Annotated in this window: 17 protein-coding genes; 11 read left to right on the top strand and 6 right to left on the bottom strand. The window is 62.3% G+C overall.

The window, feature by feature from the left end:
• Positions 1 to 136: 136 nt before the first annotated feature.
• Entirely contained in the window at positions 137 to 1360 is a 1224-nt protein-coding gene (locus AC1D1B_RS24370; RefSeq protein ID WP_477335113.1) for a flavin-containing monooxygenase, read from the top strand.
• A gap of 164 nt (positions 1361 to 1524) precedes the next feature.
• On the opposite strand, the gene AC1D1B_RS24365 is transcribed toward AC1D1B_RS24370, so the two are convergent.
• Positions 1525 to 2433 (bottom strand): hydrogen peroxide-inducible genes activator, encoded by a 909-nt coding sequence (locus AC1D1B_RS24365; protein WP_477335111.1) that lies wholly within the window; start codon positions 2431 to 2433, stop codon positions 1525 to 1527.
• Between the two features lie 139 nt (positions 2434 to 2572).
• On the opposite strand from AC1D1B_RS24365, the gene katG reads away from it, so the two are divergent.
• Positions 2573 to 4774 (top strand): catalase/peroxidase HPI, encoded by a 2202-nt coding sequence (gene katG, locus AC1D1B_RS24360; protein ID WP_477335109.1) that lies wholly within the window; start codon positions 2573 to 2575, stop codon positions 4772 to 4774.
• Positions 4775 to 4842: 68 nt separating this feature from the next.
• Here katG and AC1D1B_RS24355 read toward each other — a convergent pair whose 3' ends face one another.
• Complete coding sequence (locus tag AC1D1B_RS24355; protein ID WP_112396212.1) at positions 4843 to 5520, bottom strand: MIP family channel protein; 678 nt, start codon at positions 5518 to 5520, stop codon at positions 4843 to 4845.
• Between the two features lie 313 nt (positions 5521 to 5833).
• On the opposite strand from AC1D1B_RS24355, the gene AC1D1B_RS24350 reads away from it, so the two are divergent.
• From AC1D1B_RS24350 to AC1D1B_RS24340, 3 genes are all read left to right on the top strand, one after another.
• Complete coding sequence (locus tag AC1D1B_RS24350) at positions 5834 to 7123, top strand: RsmB/NOP family class I SAM-dependent RNA methyltransferase (RefSeq protein ID WP_477335107.1); 1290 nt, start codon at positions 5834 to 5836, stop codon at positions 7121 to 7123.
• 141 nt (positions 7124 to 7264) lie between these two features.
• Positions 7265 to 7723 carry a PaaI family thioesterase gene (locus AC1D1B_RS24345; protein WP_023686843.1) on the top strand — a complete coding sequence of 153 codons (459 nt, stop codon included), beginning with the start codon at positions 7265 to 7267 and terminating at the stop codon, positions 7721 to 7723.
• 133 nt (positions 7724 to 7856) lie between these two features.
• A complete protein-coding gene (locus AC1D1B_RS24340; RefSeq protein ID WP_477335105.1) occupies positions 7857 to 8495 on the top strand; it encodes a 5'-methylthioadenosine/S-adenosylhomocysteine nucleosidase in 639 nt (212 codons plus the stop codon).
• Between the two features lie 11 nt (positions 8496 to 8506).
• Here the strand turns inward: AC1D1B_RS24340 and AC1D1B_RS24335 are convergent, their stop codons facing one another.
• Positions 8507 to 8824: a hypothetical protein gene (locus AC1D1B_RS24335; protein ID WP_477335103.1), complete on the bottom strand. Its 318-nt coding sequence runs from the start codon at positions 8822 to 8824 to the stop codon at positions 8507 to 8509.
• Positions 8825 to 8908: 84 nt separating this feature from the next.
• Between AC1D1B_RS24335 and AC1D1B_RS24330 the strand changes: the two genes are divergently transcribed.
• Complete coding sequence (locus AC1D1B_RS24330) at positions 8909 to 9391, top strand: MarR family winged helix-turn-helix transcriptional regulator (protein ID WP_477335101.1); 483 nt, start codon at positions 8909 to 8911, stop codon at positions 9389 to 9391.
• Between the two features lie 55 nt (positions 9392 to 9446).
• The gene (gene guaA / locus AC1D1B_RS24325) at positions 9447 to 11024 is read left to right on the top strand and encodes a glutamine-hydrolyzing GMP synthase (RefSeq protein ID WP_477335099.1); all 1578 of its coding nucleotides are present in this window, start codon (positions 9447 to 9449) and stop codon (positions 11022 to 11024) included.
• 763 nt (positions 11025 to 11787) lie between these two features.
• Here guaA and AC1D1B_RS24320 read toward each other — a convergent pair.
• Entirely contained in the window at positions 11788 to 12090 is a 303-nt protein-coding gene (locus AC1D1B_RS24320) for a hypothetical protein (RefSeq protein WP_181060113.1), read from the bottom strand.
• 72 nt (positions 12091 to 12162) lie between these two features.
• Entirely contained in the window at positions 12163 to 12456 is a 294-nt protein-coding gene (locus tag AC1D1B_RS24315; protein ID WP_477335097.1) for a helix-turn-helix domain-containing protein, read from the bottom strand.
• A gap of 243 nt (positions 12457 to 12699) precedes the next feature.
• Here AC1D1B_RS24315 and AC1D1B_RS24310 point away from each other — a divergent pair, with 243 nt between their 5' ends.
• Complete coding sequence (locus tag AC1D1B_RS24310) at positions 12700 to 13239, top strand: hypothetical protein (RefSeq protein WP_477335095.1); 540 nt, start codon at positions 12700 to 12702, stop codon at positions 13237 to 13239.
• A gap of 193 nt (positions 13240 to 13432) precedes the next feature.
• On the opposite strand, the gene AC1D1B_RS24305 is transcribed toward AC1D1B_RS24310, so the two are convergent.
• Positions 13433 to 13636: a hypothetical protein gene (locus AC1D1B_RS24305; protein ID WP_477335093.1), complete on the bottom strand. Its 204-nt coding sequence runs from the start codon at positions 13634 to 13636 to the stop codon at positions 13433 to 13435.
• An 890-nt stretch (positions 13637 to 14526) separates the two neighbouring features.
• On the opposite strand from AC1D1B_RS24305, the gene AC1D1B_RS24300 reads away from it, so the two are divergent.
• The 3 genes from AC1D1B_RS24300 to AC1D1B_RS24290 all read left to right on the top strand — a co-directional run bounded on the left by AC1D1B_RS24300 (position 14527) and on the right by AC1D1B_RS24290 (position 15991).
• Complete coding sequence (locus tag AC1D1B_RS24300; protein WP_477335091.1) at positions 14527 to 14718, top strand: hypothetical protein; 192 nt, start codon at positions 14527 to 14529, stop codon at positions 14716 to 14718.
• A 769-nt stretch (positions 14719 to 15487) separates the two neighbouring features.
• Positions 15488 to 15703, top strand: a complete 216-nt coding sequence (locus AC1D1B_RS24295; RefSeq protein WP_477335089.1) for a hypothetical protein — start codon at positions 15488 to 15490, stop codon at positions 15701 to 15703.
• Positions 15704 to 15715: 12 nt separating this feature from the next.
• Positions 15716 to 15991, top strand: a complete 276-nt coding sequence (locus tag AC1D1B_RS24290) for a hypothetical protein (protein ID WP_477335087.1) — start codon at positions 15716 to 15718, stop codon at positions 15989 to 15991.
• The last annotated feature ends 100 nt before the right edge of the window (positions 15992 to 16091 follow it).

The raw sequence follows: 16091 nt of genomic DNA, 5'->3' as shown, positions 1-16091 counted from the left end.
GAAACAGGTTCCTTGCAGTACACTGCCCTGGTTCAAGGGCGGCACGAAATGCCTCGCCGCATCGCAAGGGTGAGCGCCCTCGCGTCCGCTCCCCGCACAATGCTATTTTCGAAGTGCATCTTTGTTGGGGAACACGGTGGGGGAACTACTTGATGCCGTTGTCATAGGCGCCGGTTCGGCCGGGCTCGGCGCGAGCTATTTTCTGAAACAACAGGGGCTCAAGCATTGCGTGCTTGAACGAAGCCGCGTCGGCGAGACATGGCGAACACAGCGATGGGATTCCTTCCTGCTGAATTCGCCTAACATACGCTCGATCCTGCCCGGCGATGCCTATGACGGGACGGATCCTTGGGGTGCAATTACACATCACGAATTCGTCGCCTATCTGGAGAGCTACATCGACCGGCACCGATTGCCGGTGAGAACCGGGAGTCCGGTCCAGAAGCTGACAAGAGACAATGGTCACTATCGGGTGACGACGCCGGATGGCACGGTGCGGGCGCGCAACGTGGTGATCGCGACTGGCAATCTGAATTGTCCGGTCCGCCCGCCCTGGTCCGCCGACCTGCCGCGTTCACTTCGCCAGATCGATTCTTCCGCATATCGCAGTGCGGCCGCACTTGACGATGGCGCGGTGCTGGTGGTCGGAAGCGGCCAATCGGGCGGCCAGATCGCCGAAGACCTGGTTCTGGCTGGGCGCTCCGTCTTTCTGGCGACATGCCGCAATGGTCGCTGGGTGCGACACTATCGCGGCGGCAGCATGCTCAACTGGCTGACCTTGAGTGGTCATCTCGATCTCTCGCGCCGGGAACTAATCCTGCCATCCGGCAAATTGCCACCGCGCCCTCTACTCGGCGCGACGCACACCATCAGCCTGCAGTCGCTCAGCGCGCAGGGCATCGTTCTGCTTGGTCGATTCTTAGGGATGGACAATGAGAGCTTCGTCTTCGGCGATGAGCTTGACGACCATATTCGCTTTGCCGACGAGGTCTCCGCAAATGCCAAGCGCCTGGTCGACCAGTATATCGAGCACACCGGCCTTCACGCGCCGCCAGCCGAGGATGACCCGGCCGAAACGGTTGAGCCGCAGCTGCCGAGCCCACCCGTGCGCTCGATCGACCTGGCGGCCAGCAGGATCTCTTCGGTAATCTGGTCTACCGGCTTTACTGGCGATTTCGGATGGATTGGGCTGCCCGGCGCGCTCGATGCGGCCGGTCAGCCCTTGCACGAGGATGGCATCGGCGTCGATCCCGGCATCTATTTCGCCGGCCTCGATTTCGCATCAACGCGGAAATCGGGCACGGTACCCGGCGTCGCCGAGGAGGCCGCCCGTCTGGTTGACCATCTCGCAAAGAGATGACCCGATCTCGGATTGGATAAGAGGCGCCTTGCTCGCGGCGGCAGAGCGCGACAGCGAAGGTTCACTGGTCTTCGATCAGCCCATCAAGGCGGATATTCTCGAACGCGCCTGATTTGAGTTTCTTTTCCCGGGGGTTCCCAAGGCGACATCCGAGACCCAAGCCCTCACATCCCCAGCACCGCAGCATCCAGCCCGCGTATAATCTTGGCCAGCTCGACGCACTCGTCATGCCGCACCTTGTTGCGGCGCCAGGCCAGGCAGATCGTGCGTTGCGGCATCGGCTCCTGGAACGGCACGATCTTCAGGTCCGGCATGGCGCTGGCCGGCCTTGCCGCCATTTCGGGGATGAGCGTGACGCCGAGACCATGCGCCACCATTTGCAAGAGCGTCGTCAGGCTGGTGGCGCCGTAGCTTGCCATCGCCACCGGGCGCACGCTGCCGCACAGGGCGAGCGCTTGTTCGCGCAGGCAGTGGCCTTCCTCCAAAAGCATCAGTCGCTCCAGCGCCGGGCTTTCCGGCGGCACCGGCGGCGAGGCGAAGGCCGGGTCGCCGGATGGCACGGCAAGGAAGAAGCGGTCGGCGAACAGTTCTTCGGTGACCAGGCCCGGCTGGTCGAGCGGCAGCGCGGCGATGAAGGCGTCGAGCCGCCCCGTCGCCGTGTCCTCGACCAGTGATGCGGTGACTGCTTCGCGCAGTTCGAGCTGCAGAGAAGGAAAATGCCGTTTCAGCTCCGGCAATATATGCGGCAACAGATAGGGCGCCACTGTTGGGATGATGCCCAGCCGGAAGCGGCCTTCCATGGCCGGGCGGCCGCGCCTGGCCGTCGTTTCGACCTCGCTGATGTCGCGCAGGATGCGCTCGATGCGCGGCAACAGCGCCTGCGCGTCCTCGGTCATCCGCACCGTCTTGCCGCCGCGTTCGAACAGTCGGCAGCTCAGCCTTTGCTCCATCTCGGCGATCTGCGCGGACAGCGCCGGCTGGCTGACGCCGGCCAGTTTTGCGGCGCGGCCGAAATGCAGCGTTTGCGCCAAAGCCTCGAAATATTGCATCTGCCGGACCGTGAGACCAATCATAAGAAAAACCTATCGCAACAAACAGGAAAGGCAATTTGTTTTTATCGACGAGACGGCCTAGTCTGGAACTGTTCCAGAGTGGCGCGGCTTCGGCCGGCCCGGAAAACCAACACAGAAAATCAGCAATTCGGAGGCTAAGATGGACGCGAACACCGACGACAACAGCGCCGGCAAATGCCCGGTCGCACACGGAACCTCCGGCAGGACCAACCGTGACTGGTGGCCGAACCAGCTCGACATCAGCGTTCTCCACCAGCAGTCGAACCTTTCCGACCCGATGGGCGAGGCGTTCGACTATGCCGAGGAGTTCAAAAGCCTCGACCTCGATGCGGTGATCAAGGACCTGCACAAGGTGATGACGGATTCGCAGGATTGGTGGCCGGCCGATTTCGGCCATTACGGGCCGCTGTTCATCCGCATGGCCTGGCACAGCGCCGGCACCTATCGCATCGGCGATGGCCGCGGTGGCGCCGGTGCCGGCCAGCAGCGTTTCGCGCCGCTGAACAGCTGGCCGGACAATGCCAATCTCGACAAGGCGCGCCGTCTGTTGTGGCCGATCAAGCAGAAATACGGCCGCAAGATTTCCTGGGCCGATTTGTTGATCCTCACCGGCAACGTCGCGCTGGAATCGATGGGCTTCAAGACTTTTGGTTTTGCTGGCGGTCGCGCCGATGTCTGGGAGCCCGAGCAGGACGTCAACTGGGGTTCGGAAACCAAGTGGCTCGACGACAAGCGCTACTCCGGCGACCGTGAACTGCACGGCCATCTCGGCGCCGTGCAAATGGGCCTGATCTACGTCAATCCGGAAGGGCCGAATGGCAAGCCCGATCCGCTGGCATCGGCGCGTGATATCCGTGAGACCTTCGGCCGCATGGCCATGAACGACGAGGAGACCGTGGCGCTGATCGCCGGCGGCCACACCTTCGGCAAGACCCACGGCGCCGGTGATGCGGCACTTGTCGGCGCCGAGCCGGAAGGTGCGGGCATCGAGGCACAGGGCCTCGGCTGGTCGAGCAAGCATGCGTCCGGCATTGCCGGCGACGCCATCACGTCCGGTCTCGAAGTCACATGGACGACGACGCCGACCAAGTGGAGCAACAGCTTCTTCGACAATCTGTTCAACTTCGAATGGGAGCTGACCAAGAGCCCGGCCGGCGCCCATCAGTGGACGCCGAAGGGTGGCTCCGGCGCGGTTACGGTGCCGGACGCGCACAATCCGGGCAAGCGTCATGCGCCGGCGATGCTCACCACCGACCTCGCGCTGCGTGCCGACCCGGCCTATGAGAAGATCTCGCGCCGCTTCCACCAGCATCCCGCTGAGTTCGCCGACGCCTTTGCCCGCGCCTGGTACAAGCTGACTCACCGCGACATGGGTCCGGTGGTGCGCTATCTCGGCCCGTTGGTGCCGAAGGAAGAGCTGATCTGGCAGGATCCCGTTCCGGCCGTCGACCATGAGCTGGTCAGCGACCAGGACATCGCTTCCCTGAAGGCCAAAATCCTGGCATCGGGGCTCACCGTTTCGCAGTTGGTCTCGACCGCCTGGGCCTCGGCCTCGACCTTCCGCAACTCCGACAAGCGCGGCGGCGCCAATGGCGCGCGCATCCGCCTGGCGCCGCAGAAGAACTGGGAGGTCAACCAGCCGGCCGAACTGGCCAAGGTGCTGGCCAAGCTTGAAGCCATCCAAAAGGCGTTCAACGCCGGCGGCAAGAAGGTTTCGCTGGCTGACCTCATCGTGCTCGGCGGCGTCGCCGCGGTCGAGAAGGCGGCGAAGGATGGCGGCAACGCGGTGAAGGTTCCGTTCACGCCAGGCCGCACCGACGCTTCGCAGGCGCAGACCGACGCTCATTCCTTCGCCGCGCTCGAGCCAAAAGTCGATGGTTTCCGCAATTATGTCGGCGGCAAGCTGCCGATGTCGGTCGAAGCGTTGCTGGTCGACCGCGCGCAACTGCTCAACCTGACGGCGCCGGAGATGTCGGTGCTGGTCGCCGGCCTGCGCGTGCTCGGCGCCAATGCCGGCGACTCAAAGCATGGCGTGTTGACCGACAGGCCGGGCACGCTGACGAATGACTTCTTCGTCAACCTGCTGTCGATGAGCGCCGTCTGGGATCCGGCCGCCGGTTCCGAGCCGGGCTCGCATGAGGTCTACGAAGCGCGCGACCGCAAGACCAAGGCGGTCAAATGGAGCGCCACCCGCGCCGATCTGATCTTCGGCTCGCATGCGCAGCTGCGCGCGCTGGCCGAGGTCTACGGGTCGGCGGATGCCGGGCCGAAATTCGTCGGCGATTTCGTCAAGGCCTGGACCAAGGTGATGAACGCCGACCGCTTCGACATCGCCGGCTGATCGCAGCCCTCCCAACAAAAAGGCGCGGGCCGAGGCCCGCGCCTTTTTGTTTATGCAGACTTCGAAAATCAGTCCTTTTCGAAGATGCGCGCCTTGGCAACGACGCCCGCTATCGCGCCGCCGATCAGCGGGGCGACGATGAACAGCCAGAGCTGGCTGAGTGCTGCGCCGCCGGTAAACAGCGCCGGGCCGATCGAACGCGCCGGATTGACCGAGGTGCCGGTCACCGGGATCATGGCGAAGTGCAGCCCCGCGAGCGTCAGGCCGATGACAAGGCCGGCGAACGCCGTCGAGTGCTTTTCCGCGGTGACGCCGAGGATGACGGTGACGAAGGTGAAGGTGCCGATCAGCTCCCACAGGAAGGCCGAGCTCATCCCCCATTTCGCCACGTCCCATCCATTGGCGCCGAAGCCGGTGGTGTGTCCGCCGGTCTGGCCGGAGACGATGATCCACAGCGCCAGCGAGGCCAGGATGGCGCCGATGATCTGCGCGATCCAATAGGGGATGACATCCTTGGCCGGCAGCCGGCCGGCAAGGAAGACGCCGAGCGTGACGGCCGGATTGAGATGCGCGCCGGAAATCGGGCCGACCGCATAGGCCGCCGCGATCAGGCCGATGCCGAACGCCAGACCGATGGCCTCCTGGCCGAGCGGCAGGTCGGCGAGAAAGCCGCCCGTCGCCACCGACGCCGTGCCGATGAACACCAACAGAAATGTCCCTAGAACTTCCGCGAGATACGTTTTCATTGCCCTCTCCTCGTATCGATCCGCGGGTCCGCGTTTTCTGCGCCGCGAATCATGGCGCAAAGAGTATTCCCAACGCAAAAGCTTGGAAAGCAGAGCAGTTGCGCCACAGGTCATGCTTGCGGTGGCCAGTTACCAACATTAGAGACCTTGCATCTATTTGGGATTTGTTGCCGCTGGTGGGCGGACATTTGCCGGTCGGAGAAATTCGCACCTGCGATCGGGGCGGTCTCGTTGCCGCGAATGCAAGCGGGGTTCAATCTCGGCGTGAAAGGCTCTAAGAGCAGGCCGGGAAGCTCGATAGATGGAATGACGAATGCGACTGGGCGGACGGCTGGCGGCAGCTATTGAAGTGCTGGAAGACATTGGCCGGCGCCACCGGCCGGTGGCCGATGCGCTGAAGGATTGGGGCCTGTCGCATCGCTTTGCCGGCGGTGGCGACCGCGCGGCGATCGGCAACATTGTCTACGACGCGCTGCGCCACAAGCGTTCTGCCGGCTGGCTGCTGGGTGAAGACACGCCACGCGCCATCGGCTTCGGCGCGCTGCTCATCGAATGGGGCCAGACGGCGCAATCGCTCAACGATGCGCTCGACGGTGACAAGTTCGCGCCGCCGCTGCTCAGCGCCGCCGAGTTGCAGGTGCTGGCCGAGCGCTGGCCTGGAGACGCACCGGATGCGGTGCGGGCGGACGTGCCCGACTGGTGCGCGCCGCTGTTCGAACGAGCCTTTGACGCAGACTGGGTCGAGGAGGGCGCAGCCCTGGCCACCCGCCCGCCGCTCGACATCAGGGTCAACACGCTGCAGGCCGACCGCGCCAAGGTGTTGGTGGAACTCTCTGACACCGGCGCCAAACCGGCCGCTATTGCGCCGCAAGGCATTCGCATCCCGCCGATCGATGGCGACGGCAGGCATCCGAACGTGCAGGCCGAGCCCGCCTTCCAGAAAGGCTGGTTCGAGGTTCAGGACGAGGGCTCGCAGATCGTCGCCGCACTCGCCGGGGCGGAAGCCGGCATGCAGGTGCTCGATTTCTGCGCCGGCGCCGGCGGCAAGACGCTGGCGCTGTCGGCGGCGATGGCCAACAAAGGCCAGGTCTTCGCTCACGACGCCGAGAAGGCACGGCTGGCGCCGATCTTCGACCGCATCCGCCGTTCGGAGAACCGTAACGTGCAGGTGGTTACAAAGCCGGCCGAACTCGCGCCGCTCGCGGGCCATATGGATATCGTGCTCGTCGACGCACCCTGCACCGGCAGCGGCACCTGGCGGCGCCGTCCCGACGCCAAATGGCGGCTGACGCAAAGACAGCTCGATGCCCGCAAGGGCGAACAGTCGGCGATCCTCGATGCCGCAAAAGCTTATGTCAAACCCGGCGGCCTCTTGGTCTACATCACCTGTTCGGTGTTCGACGAGGAGAATGGCGAGCAGATCGCCGCCTTCAGCGAGCGTCACAAAGGCTTTGTCCCAGTCGATCACCGCGCACTCTGGGACGTCCATTTCCTCGGCCATGCGGCCGCCGCTCGGATAGGCAACGCTGGCGACATCTCGCTGTCGCCAGCGTTGAGCGGCACCGACGGGTTTTACTTCTGTGCGCTGCGCCGGGCGGCCTGAGCCTTACCGCAAATCGGCAGTCTTCAGCCGGCTCTCATCCCTTGATGGCAGGCGGCGGCGTTTGTTGCAGTGCAGCAAAAGCATTTGCGCGGCGTTCAAGCCTCTGCAATAAGCTTTTGCAGATCAATCAGGGCGACAGCCATGGCAGCAAAGATCGTACCGGCTCCCGACTATGAGGATCGCGTCAGGGCGTCCTTCGCCCGCCAGCAGGCGATGGCGACCATCGGCGCCGAACTGACGTTGGTGACGCCGGGCATCATCGAGATCGAGATGCCCTATTCGGCCGCTCTGACCCAGCAGCATGGTTTCCTGCATGCCGGTGTGATTTCGACCGCGTTGGACTCGGCCTGCGGCTATGCCGCGTTCTCGCTGATGCCGGAAAATTCCGGCGTGCTGACCATCGAGTTCAAGGTCAACCTTTTGGCGCCGGGCCGGGGCGAGCGCTTCCTGTTTCGCGGCTCGGTGACCAAGCCCGGCCGCACCATCATTGTCGCCGACGGTCAGGCCTATGCCTTTGCCGCCGATGGCGAGGCAAAGCTGATCGCCACCATGACCGGGACGATGATGACCGTGGTTGGGCGGGATGGCATTGCGGGGTGAGGAGCGGTCCGCGAAGCGGGCGAAAAGCCCCTAAATGGGCTTTTCGAGCGACGAACGCCCGGAGCCATAGCGAAGGGCCGGGAGGCGGTGGGCGCGCCTCGCTTTTTCTTCCGCAGCCAAGGGAATCGGATTCATGACCGGTAAAGTTACGCGCATTGGCGGCAAGGACGTCCTTTTCGTCATGGCGGCGCAGGCCGAGTACGGGCCGCATTTGCAAAAACTGTTCACCCCGCTGATGACGGGCGTCGGTCCAGTCGAGGCAGGCGTTCGCCTCGGCGCCGAACTGTCCTGGTTGAAGTCGCGGAAGACGCTGCCGGATCTCGTCGTCTCGCTCGGCTCCGCCGGCAGCCGCACGCTCGAGCAGACGGAAATCTACCAGGCGGTCTCGGTCAGCTATCGCGACATCGACGCCTCGCCGTTGGGCTTCGAGAAGGGGGCTACGCCGTTTCTCGACCTGCCGGTGACCGTGCCGCTGCCGTTGCGGATTCTTGATATCAAGCAAGCCAGCCTGTCGACCGGCGGCGCCATCATCACGGGCGGCGCCTATGACGCTATCGCCGCCGACATGGTCGACATGGAGACCTTCGCCTGCCTGCGCGCCTGCCAGCTGTTCGATATCTCGCTGATCGGCCTGCGCGGCATTTCCGATGGCGCGGCCGATCTCAGGCATGTCGGCGACTGGACCGAATATCTCCATGTCATCGACGAGAAACTGGCCGATGCGGTCGGGCGGCTCGAACAGGCGCTGAGCAACGGCCTGCTCGACGCCTGAACGCAACCGGATCAGGCTGTCAGGCTCGCGGGATCGCCGAAATCGATGCGCGAAATGCGCCCGCGCACGGCGCCGGTTGCATCGACATAGTCGATCGCGCCGGCCGTGTGGTCGAGTTTCCAGGCGCCGGCGGGGCCATCGGTCCATTCGACCTTGTAGCCATCGTCCAGCAGGTCCCATCGACCATGGAAGCGGGTGCCGTCCGGCAGCAGCATGTGTGCCCTGTCAGCGGTTTCGTAGTGGATGAAGGCGCTTTTGCCGCCCATGTCGATGACATGCGTTGTGCCGATCATGATAATGGCCAGCGTGTCCTTGTTCAGAATTGTCATTCGTCCCTGTCCGAGGTCTGAGTTCGAAAGCACTCGACGTGATGAAAGTCGTCAAGTATCTTGACTATATGAGGTGTGAATAAATTGGTCAAGGAGCTTGACGAAAAAACCGAAGCGCTGCCCGATCACATCGGTTGGCGCCTGTGGCAGGCAAGCCGCGCCTGGCAGGCCGAGTTCGCCGCCGCTATGCGCGACGTCGGCCATGGCTGGTTCACCGAGGCGCGCGCCGGGTTGCTCGGGCATATCTCCCGCGACGGTATTCGCCAGTCCGCGCTGATCGACCGCTCGGCGATTTCCAAGCAGGCGGTCCAGCAATTGCTCGACGGGCTGGAGGCGGAAGGCGTGGTGCAGCGCCTGCCCGATCCGCTGGACGGGCGCGGCAAGCTTGTCGGCTACACAAGCAAGGGCCTGGAGGCCTTGCGCGACGGCGACCGCATCAAGCTGCAGATCGAACGGCGCTATGTCGAGCGTATCGGCCAGCAGCGCTTCGCAGCACTGATGGACGCTTTGCGGACCCTTGATGCGGGAGCCCCGGATGCCGCCGACAAAGACACCGAAGTTCAGTAACAGTGCGGCCTTGCAACCCATTGCGCCGACTCGTTTCTTTCTCTAAAGGCTCGCCATGACGACAGCCAATCATCCCGACACCGTCCTGGCCGACACCGTTCTCATCATCGATTTCGGCAGCCAGTTTACGCAGCTCATCGCCCGCCGCATCCGCGAGGCCGGCGTGTTTTCCGAGATCGTGCCGTTCCAATCGGCCGAAGCTGCCTTCAAGCGCATCCAGCCCAAAGCCGTGATCCTGTCGGGCGGTCCCGCCTCGACATCAGACATTGGCAGCCCGCGCGCACCGCAGATCGTCTTCGACGCCGGCGTGCCGGTCCTCGGCATCTGCTACGGCCAGATGGCGCTCTGCGTGCAGATGGGCGGCGTTGCCGAAAGCTCCAACCATCGCGAATTCGGCCGCGCTTTCGTCGAGATCGAAAAGGACAGCCCGCTGTTCGAGGGCCTGTGGGCGCCCGGCCAGCGCCACCAGGTGTGGATGAGCCATGGCGACCGCGTTATCTCGCTGCCCAAGGGGTTCGAAGTCTTCGGCAAGTCGGAAGGCTCGCCCTTCGCCATCTTCGGCAACGTTGCGCGCAAGATGTACGGCATCATGTTCCATCCCGAAGTGGTGCACACGCCGGATGGCGCCAGGCTGCTCCGAAACTTCGTCCACAACATCGCCGGCATCGAAGGCGACTGGACGATGCGCGCCTATCGCGAGCATGCGGTCGAAACCATCCGCAAACAGGTCGGCAAGGGCAAGGTCATCTGTGCGCTGTCGGGCGGTGTGGATTCTTCGGTCGCCGCACTTCTGATCCACGAAGCGGTCGGCGACCAGCTGACCTGCATCCTTGTCGACCATGGCCTGATGCGCAAGGACGAGGCGGCGGGCGTGGTGGCGATGTTCCGCCAGCATTACAATCTGCCGCTGATCCTGGTCGACGCGTCGGAAAAATTCATCTCGGCACTGGAAGGCGAGTCGGACCCCGAGAAGAAGCGCAAGACCATCGGCCGGCTGTTCATCGAAGTGTTCGAGGAAGAGGCCAAGAAGCTCGGCGGCGCCGATTTCCTGGCCCAGGGCACACTCTACCCCGATGTCATCGAAAGCGTCTCCTTCACCGGCGGCCCGTCGGTGACCATCAAGTCGCACCACAATGTCGGCGGCCTGCCCGCGCGCATGAACATGCAGCTGGTCGAGCCGTTGCGCGAACTGTTCAAGGATGAGGTGAGGGCGCTGGGCAAGGAGCTCGGCCTGCCTGAAAGTTTTATTGGCCGCCATCCCTTCCCGGGTCCCGGCCTCGCCATCCGCTGCCCCGGCGGCATCACGCGCGACAAACTCGAAATCCTGCGCGAGGCCGACGCCATCTACCTCGACGAAATCCGCAAGGCCGGCCTCTACGACGCCATCTGGCAGGCCTTCGCCGTGCTGCTGCCGGTGCAGACCGTCGGCGTGATGGGCGACGGCCGCACCTACGAATTCGTCTGCGCACTACGCGCCGTCACCTCCGTCGACGGCATGACCGCCGACTTCTACCACTACGACATGGCCTTCCTCGGCGCCGCCGCCACCCGCATCATCAACGAGGTCAAAGGCATCAACCGCGTCGTCTACGATGTGACATCAAAGCCGCCGGGCACGATCGAGTGGGAGTGAGGGTTAAGCGTATTCTGGCGTACTCCGGCGTAGTTTTTCGCAGAAAAAACAACAATTTGCGGCTCACCTCATTCACCATCGAATCTACATCATCAACTGAAGCCATTGACGGTCTAAGTCACTGATTTTTTTGGCTTCGGGCAAATTGGACCTTCGCCGGGAGCAAAGGGCTGCAGCTCAATTCGACGGTACTTTTGACGGTACTTTTCATACGTGGCTCAACGTCCGAGAAAAGTACCGTCACGGATTTTTCGGGCCTGACGGTACTTTTTTCAGGTCAACATTTTGAAATATATAAAGAAAGGCGCCCGCGGATGACGTTTCCGCGCTGACGGTACTTTTGCATGTTCCGGCATCGGCCAAGGCCATTTGTGGACGCGGGCGAAGCTCGTGACACGGTAGTTGAGCTAATTGTCCCTTCAGATGCGGCCTCTGCCGGTCGAGCCGTCCCGAGCCTAGGTCTCGGCGATTGGTCGGCGGCGTCGGGTCCGCCGAGGGCCACACATTCCTGGAACGTCATTATCCAGTTTTGGGGCTGGATTTTCATATGTGCCGCATGTCAGCCGTTGCGATCAGCTTGCCGTTGCGCGGAAACAGACCATGGGCGACTAGTGAGAAGGCCGCCGCAGCGCTCGGGCCTCTCATCAACGGGAATACGCGTATTTGACAGGCGTACGTGTGTCGCTGGTGGCGTGCCTTCTGCTTTTCGACGTTATGGCGAAGGATCACCCAAATCGATAGCCGGAACGTGCTGGGCCGATAGTCATTCCACCTTGTCACGCAGGGGCGTCGTGCGTTTCGACCGGCGGAACTTCCTTACCAAATGGACCGTCTCAGCGTCGACCGTGACGCGGCCGAGCGCCTGTACCGTGACCCGGCCTAGATCGTCGTCAACGTGCACGACCTCACCCTCGAATCTCATCTTGTCCCCTGGCTTGGCCTCGGCGTCGATGATCGAATAGGGGAAATTGGCGGTGGGGATATGGAGCGCCACGCGCTCCTCGATGCGTTTGCCCACAATGGCAACGATTGCCACCTTGTCGCCGATGTTGATTTCCCGAGCCATGGATAGGATTCTGGCGCGGTCCAACGGTTCGTCAAGGGGTTGCTAATATACGGCTTTCAAGTGGCTTTATCCTTATGCTTTTCTCTGCCGGCGGCGCCACATTCTATTGTCGGCGGCGAGACCGCTATCACCTTCAGGGCGGGCTAGTGATGGAGTGCCTTCCAAGGTGAAGATAATTCCGGCGCCCTCAAACGCATGGCGCATGGCCGCGATGTTGTGGGGACGCGGTTCCCTATAGCCGTTCTCGAAATCGCTGATCGTCATTTCGCTAAGATTGGCCTTTGCGGCAAGGCGCACTCGCGACCAATTCAGTAGGGCGCGTGCTGCTCTTGATTGATCTGCTGAGAGTAGGTTTCGGCTGTCCATAAGATTTGAACATTCGATATGGCTAATATGTTCCCTCGACTATCTGCGATGATCGGAGGCACAGCCTTGCCTATAAGTCGCGACTTATGCAATATCCGCCACGTCGACGAGGGCGCGTCATGCTGGCAAGGACGGTTCATTCCTGCGATATCCACGCCATAGCCCGCATGGGTCAAGCTTCACGACAGCGCCGACAATCGGTCGAGCGGCCGCAAGCCGGAGCACTGCTATTGCAAGCCGACGGTGCGCGCGATCGGGCATGGCGAGCAGCAACTGGCCGTTGTGCATGCTGCGATCCTGCAGGCTGTCTCGGCGGTGCTCCTGACAGGCGAGGTGGAACTCAACGCCAATCTCTTCCTGGCCATGGATGAGATAGGCCTAGGCAGGCTCAGGGCAGCCGCCAAGGCGCTGCCGGGCTTCAACAGCCGACGTGATGGCCGGCGCACTGCTGGCGCTTCTCACCGGCCCCGCAATCGCGAGGCGCGCGGCATGTTAGCCCGAACACCTTTCACCGAGATCGAGGGCGTCGGCACCTATCGCTTGCCGAACCAATGGCAGGCGCATCGGTTAAGGCGCCTTCGCGGTGATGGCCGGCAGACCGCTGTCCTAGCCGTAGGATGCGGAATGACCGTTCGGCAATTCAGCAAGCTGCCTGCCGGGCTCCAGGCTGAAGTGCACAAGGCCTACCTTGCGCTGATGTCGCCGAGCAATCTCGCGCCTCTGGCAGATCCCGCGCCGGCCGACACCCGAGCAATTCCCCGCGGCCACCTGTTGATGGATTAGAAGCTCGCCATCGGGCGCTGGCTGCTCCACAACAAAGACCACGTTGCCGCGTGGTCATTTTGGGCCATGGGTGGAGAAGCACGAAGGCCTATCGCGGTCCATGGCGTTGCAGTGCATGGCGCTGGCCACAGGCGAGCGCCAGGACGCGGGAGAGGCTTCGTCGGCGCAGGAAACCCCCGGCCGCTTGGCAGGCCTATTGCGCCCTCTGTCTCTTGGCTTGTGCGGCAATAGCGCAGAGGAAAGCCAATGCGGCAGCGTCGCATGCCGTCCGCGACGGTCCTTTGGCGAAAAGCACGGCGTCCGCAATTGGGATCGTAAGGCCGTACTTTTGGGCGAAAGAGGTGATTTCGTACGGCTGATCGACAGATGAATGGCGGATGTCGAATTCGAAATCCATTGTCTAGTTCCTCCCAGTTCGCGACCCTTCCCCTCCTTGGCTCGATGCAAGAATTAAACTACCGACGCATCGCGCGAGTCCAGCAATTGGAAATTGTGTAAAACGATACACTTTCCAGTCGCGCCAACATTGGCTTGCCAGCGCCTTCGAGATCAGGAATATAATCCTCCCGTTGCGGCGACCCTGCAACGGAGATCGCCATGCCCCACACCCTCGCCAATACCCTGACCGCAAATCCATCTATGTCAACTGCGGGCATCCGATGTGTTGCCGGTCGACCAAGCTCGATGTCCAGGCATTGATTGACCGGCTCGGCCCGGATCATGGTTCCATGCATTGGGATCTGGTCGAGCTGGTCGAGCTGTTCGGCTGTTCGGCTGCTCGGCTTGCAAGGCCGCCGGCCGCCACCGCCGGCCCGTGTTTTTCACCTGCATTCCCGATTATGAGGCCTCAACAGGGCTCGCAATCGCGATTGGAAGCCAAGTCCTCATGCAGGAGTTGCGCGAATAGGGTCACTCCGGAACGTAAGTGATCGACAAAGGTTTGTGCTTACGGCAGGCGCAGTCCCTCACTTTCGCTTGCCGCAGGTCTGGCTCAAAGGCTAGATCGACCCGCCGCTGCCGTGAATGGGGCGGCGGGTTTCTGTGGAACCGATGGATTATGCCCGGTGAGACAACAGTGAAACCCGCGCCGGCCACTGCGGTATACGGGACCCGCTTGGGGAAAGTTAGCGCCCTCTGAACGAGCCGCAACGATTGGTTAAGAACGTACATTGAATCCTGATTGAAGCCACCTCTGGGCGCATTAGATCTCCAAGGGTCACCGGCGACGTATGGGCATCGGTGCTTGGGAGTGCGTTGAGCTTCCGCCCGTGATGGGAGGTTGGCATCATGACCCAGCCAAGTATAACGGCTTCCGACTGCGATGCCCTGCGCGGCGCCTTCGTAAAATCCGTCATCGAAAAGAACATCCCAGAGGACCGATGGCGTGATGAGGCTGCACTTTTGATCCGCGACTATACAGATAGCGATGACGTCGATCCCTACTTGCTGGAATGGATCATTCGGACTGGCACTATCTAGCCGTAGGCGGCTGCGCCGGTCCGGTCAAATTCCGCTGGATGAATTCGGCTGGCTTAACGGTGACCTTCTCGATCGATTTCAACAGCGGCTCAAGGACGTCACGCAGCGCGCGGTAGTGCTCGCTGTGGTAATCTAGAAGCGGACCGACGATGCTCTTGTGCATTGCCCCCGTTGCCGCAAGGAGGGGGATCGCCGTGGTGCCAAGATCCGCGAAAGCGGTCGCTGAGGTTGAGTGCGCGGACCCTGCCGCCAAGACGGCCAGATTGAAATCGCTTTCGCACGGCTAAGATACTACCGCGGGACGTTTCGTTCAACGAGGAACTCGACTGCTCGATGCTTGTCACAGCACTGGCTGGGAATCGGAACGGGCGCAGACTGCTAGGCGACGGAACCCGCTGATGGCAACATGCGTTGCCCTTCCATGGTCGATTACCTCAGATCGGTTATCCAGGAACTCCTCCCGTCGTGGCTTAGCAGAAAGACGGTGGACGTGGAGATGCGCCCTGCGCAGCAGCAGCCGCCAATGCGTGACCTTATCGGCCCCGCTCCTCCCGTGCGCTATCGCGGTACGGTTCGGTCCGAACCCTGCGATTACAGGTTCCACGAGTCGCACCTGTAGCGCTCCCATCGTCCATGCGGCGGCACTGCGATAAGCGCCCTCGAAAGGCCGCAGGTTGCGCCCATCGCAACTGACCTTTTTGGCGGGAACCAAACTGAACAGCCGTGATTTATTAGTCGAAGGGACCGCAACCGGATAGGAAGCGGAACAATGGGTGAGATTGTTGATTTCGAACTTGGAAGTGCAAGGTTGCGCCTCAAACGAGCCGAGAAAACGTTGACGCGCGCGAAGGAAGAAATGGACAGGGAAAATGGCGCCGCAGTCAACCTCGCCGTGTGTTGCAGAATCCGGGCAGCTCAACAGCGCGTGACGGACGCCAGGGAGCGCCAGAGTCACATTCGTCCGCCGGATGAGACCTCCAAATGAGGATTAGCCGCCATGACAATGTTGTTTGAGCCACTTGATACGAACGGTCACAAGCGCAGCGTGCTTTACCATGCCGCCCGGTTGGAGATGCTCCACGATCGAGTCGTGAAGCGCATGGATCGGGTTGATCACTTGGCAGATGAAGTTGAGCGTGCGGCCGCCGTGTTGGTTGATGCTACCCACGCCTCCGCCGTCGACCCGTTCCGTGACGCGGTTTTCAGTAAACCCTCGGCGGGTTTCTTCAGACTGCAGTCGACGACAATGCGGGCGCCGGAACCTGACCGTTAGCTTTGTCTTATGTGCTCAATGAGCACACGCGGAATCAACTTCCTTGACCGATGGATGGCGGATCATCTGCCAAACGCTATGACTGATGATCCGATCGCGG

It is taken from the genome of Mesorhizobium sp. P2_C5_2, assembly GCF_056404535.1.
Note: the sequence above shows the minus strand (reverse complement) of the source record. Positions and strands in the feature narration are given on the sequence as shown.

Bases quoted from the DNA above. Each gene is read 5' to 3' on its own strand.
- AC1D1B_RS24365 (WP_477335111.1), bottom strand. From the start codon at position 2,433: ATGATTGGTCTCACGGTCCGGCAGATGCAATATTTCGAGGCTTTGGCG.
- AC1D1B_RS24315 (WP_477335097.1), bottom strand. From the start codon at position 12,456: ATGGACAGCCGAAACCTACTCTCAGCAGATCAATCAAGAGCAGCACGC.
- AC1D1B_RS24335 (WP_477335103.1), bottom strand. From the start codon at position 8,824: ATGACAATTCTGAACAAGGACACGCTGGCCATTATCATGATCGGCACA.
- AC1D1B_RS24340 (WP_477335105.1), top strand. From the start codon at position 7,857: ATGACCGGTAAAGTTACGCGCATTGGCGGCAAGGACGTCCTTTTCGTC.
- AC1D1B_RS24350 (WP_477335107.1), top strand. From the start codon at position 5,834: ATGCGACTGGGCGGACGGCTGGCGGCAGCTATTGAAGTGCTGGAAGAC.
- AC1D1B_RS24300 (WP_477335091.1), top strand. From the start codon at position 14,527: ATGACCCAGCCAAGTATAACGGCTTCCGACTGCGATGCCCTGCGCGGC.
- AC1D1B_RS24355 (WP_112396212.1), bottom strand. From the start codon at position 5,520: ATGAAAACGTATCTCGCGGAAGTTCTAGGGACATTTCTGTTGGTGTTC.
- katG (WP_477335109.1), top strand. From the start codon at position 2,573: ATGGACGCGAACACCGACGACAACAGCGCCGGCAAATGCCCGGTCGCA.
- guaA (WP_477335099.1), top strand. From the start codon at position 9,447: ATGACGACAGCCAATCATCCCGACACCGTCCTGGCCGACACCGTTCTC.
- AC1D1B_RS24320 (WP_181060113.1), bottom strand. From the start codon at position 12,090: ATGGCTCGGGAAATCAACATCGGCGACAAGGTGGCAATCGTTGCCATT.
- AC1D1B_RS24305 (WP_477335093.1), bottom strand. From the start codon at position 13,636: ATGGATTTCGAATTCGACATCCGCCATTCATCTGTCGATCAGCCGTAC.
- AC1D1B_RS24290 (WP_477335087.1), top strand. From the start codon at position 15,716: ATGACAATGTTGTTTGAGCCACTTGATACGAACGGTCACAAGCGCAGC.
- AC1D1B_RS24345 (WP_023686843.1), top strand. From the start codon at position 7,265: ATGGCAGCAAAGATCGTACCGGCTCCCGACTATGAGGATCGCGTCAGG.
- AC1D1B_RS24295 (WP_477335089.1), top strand. From the start codon at position 15,488: ATGGGTGAGATTGTTGATTTCGAACTTGGAAGTGCAAGGTTGCGCCTC.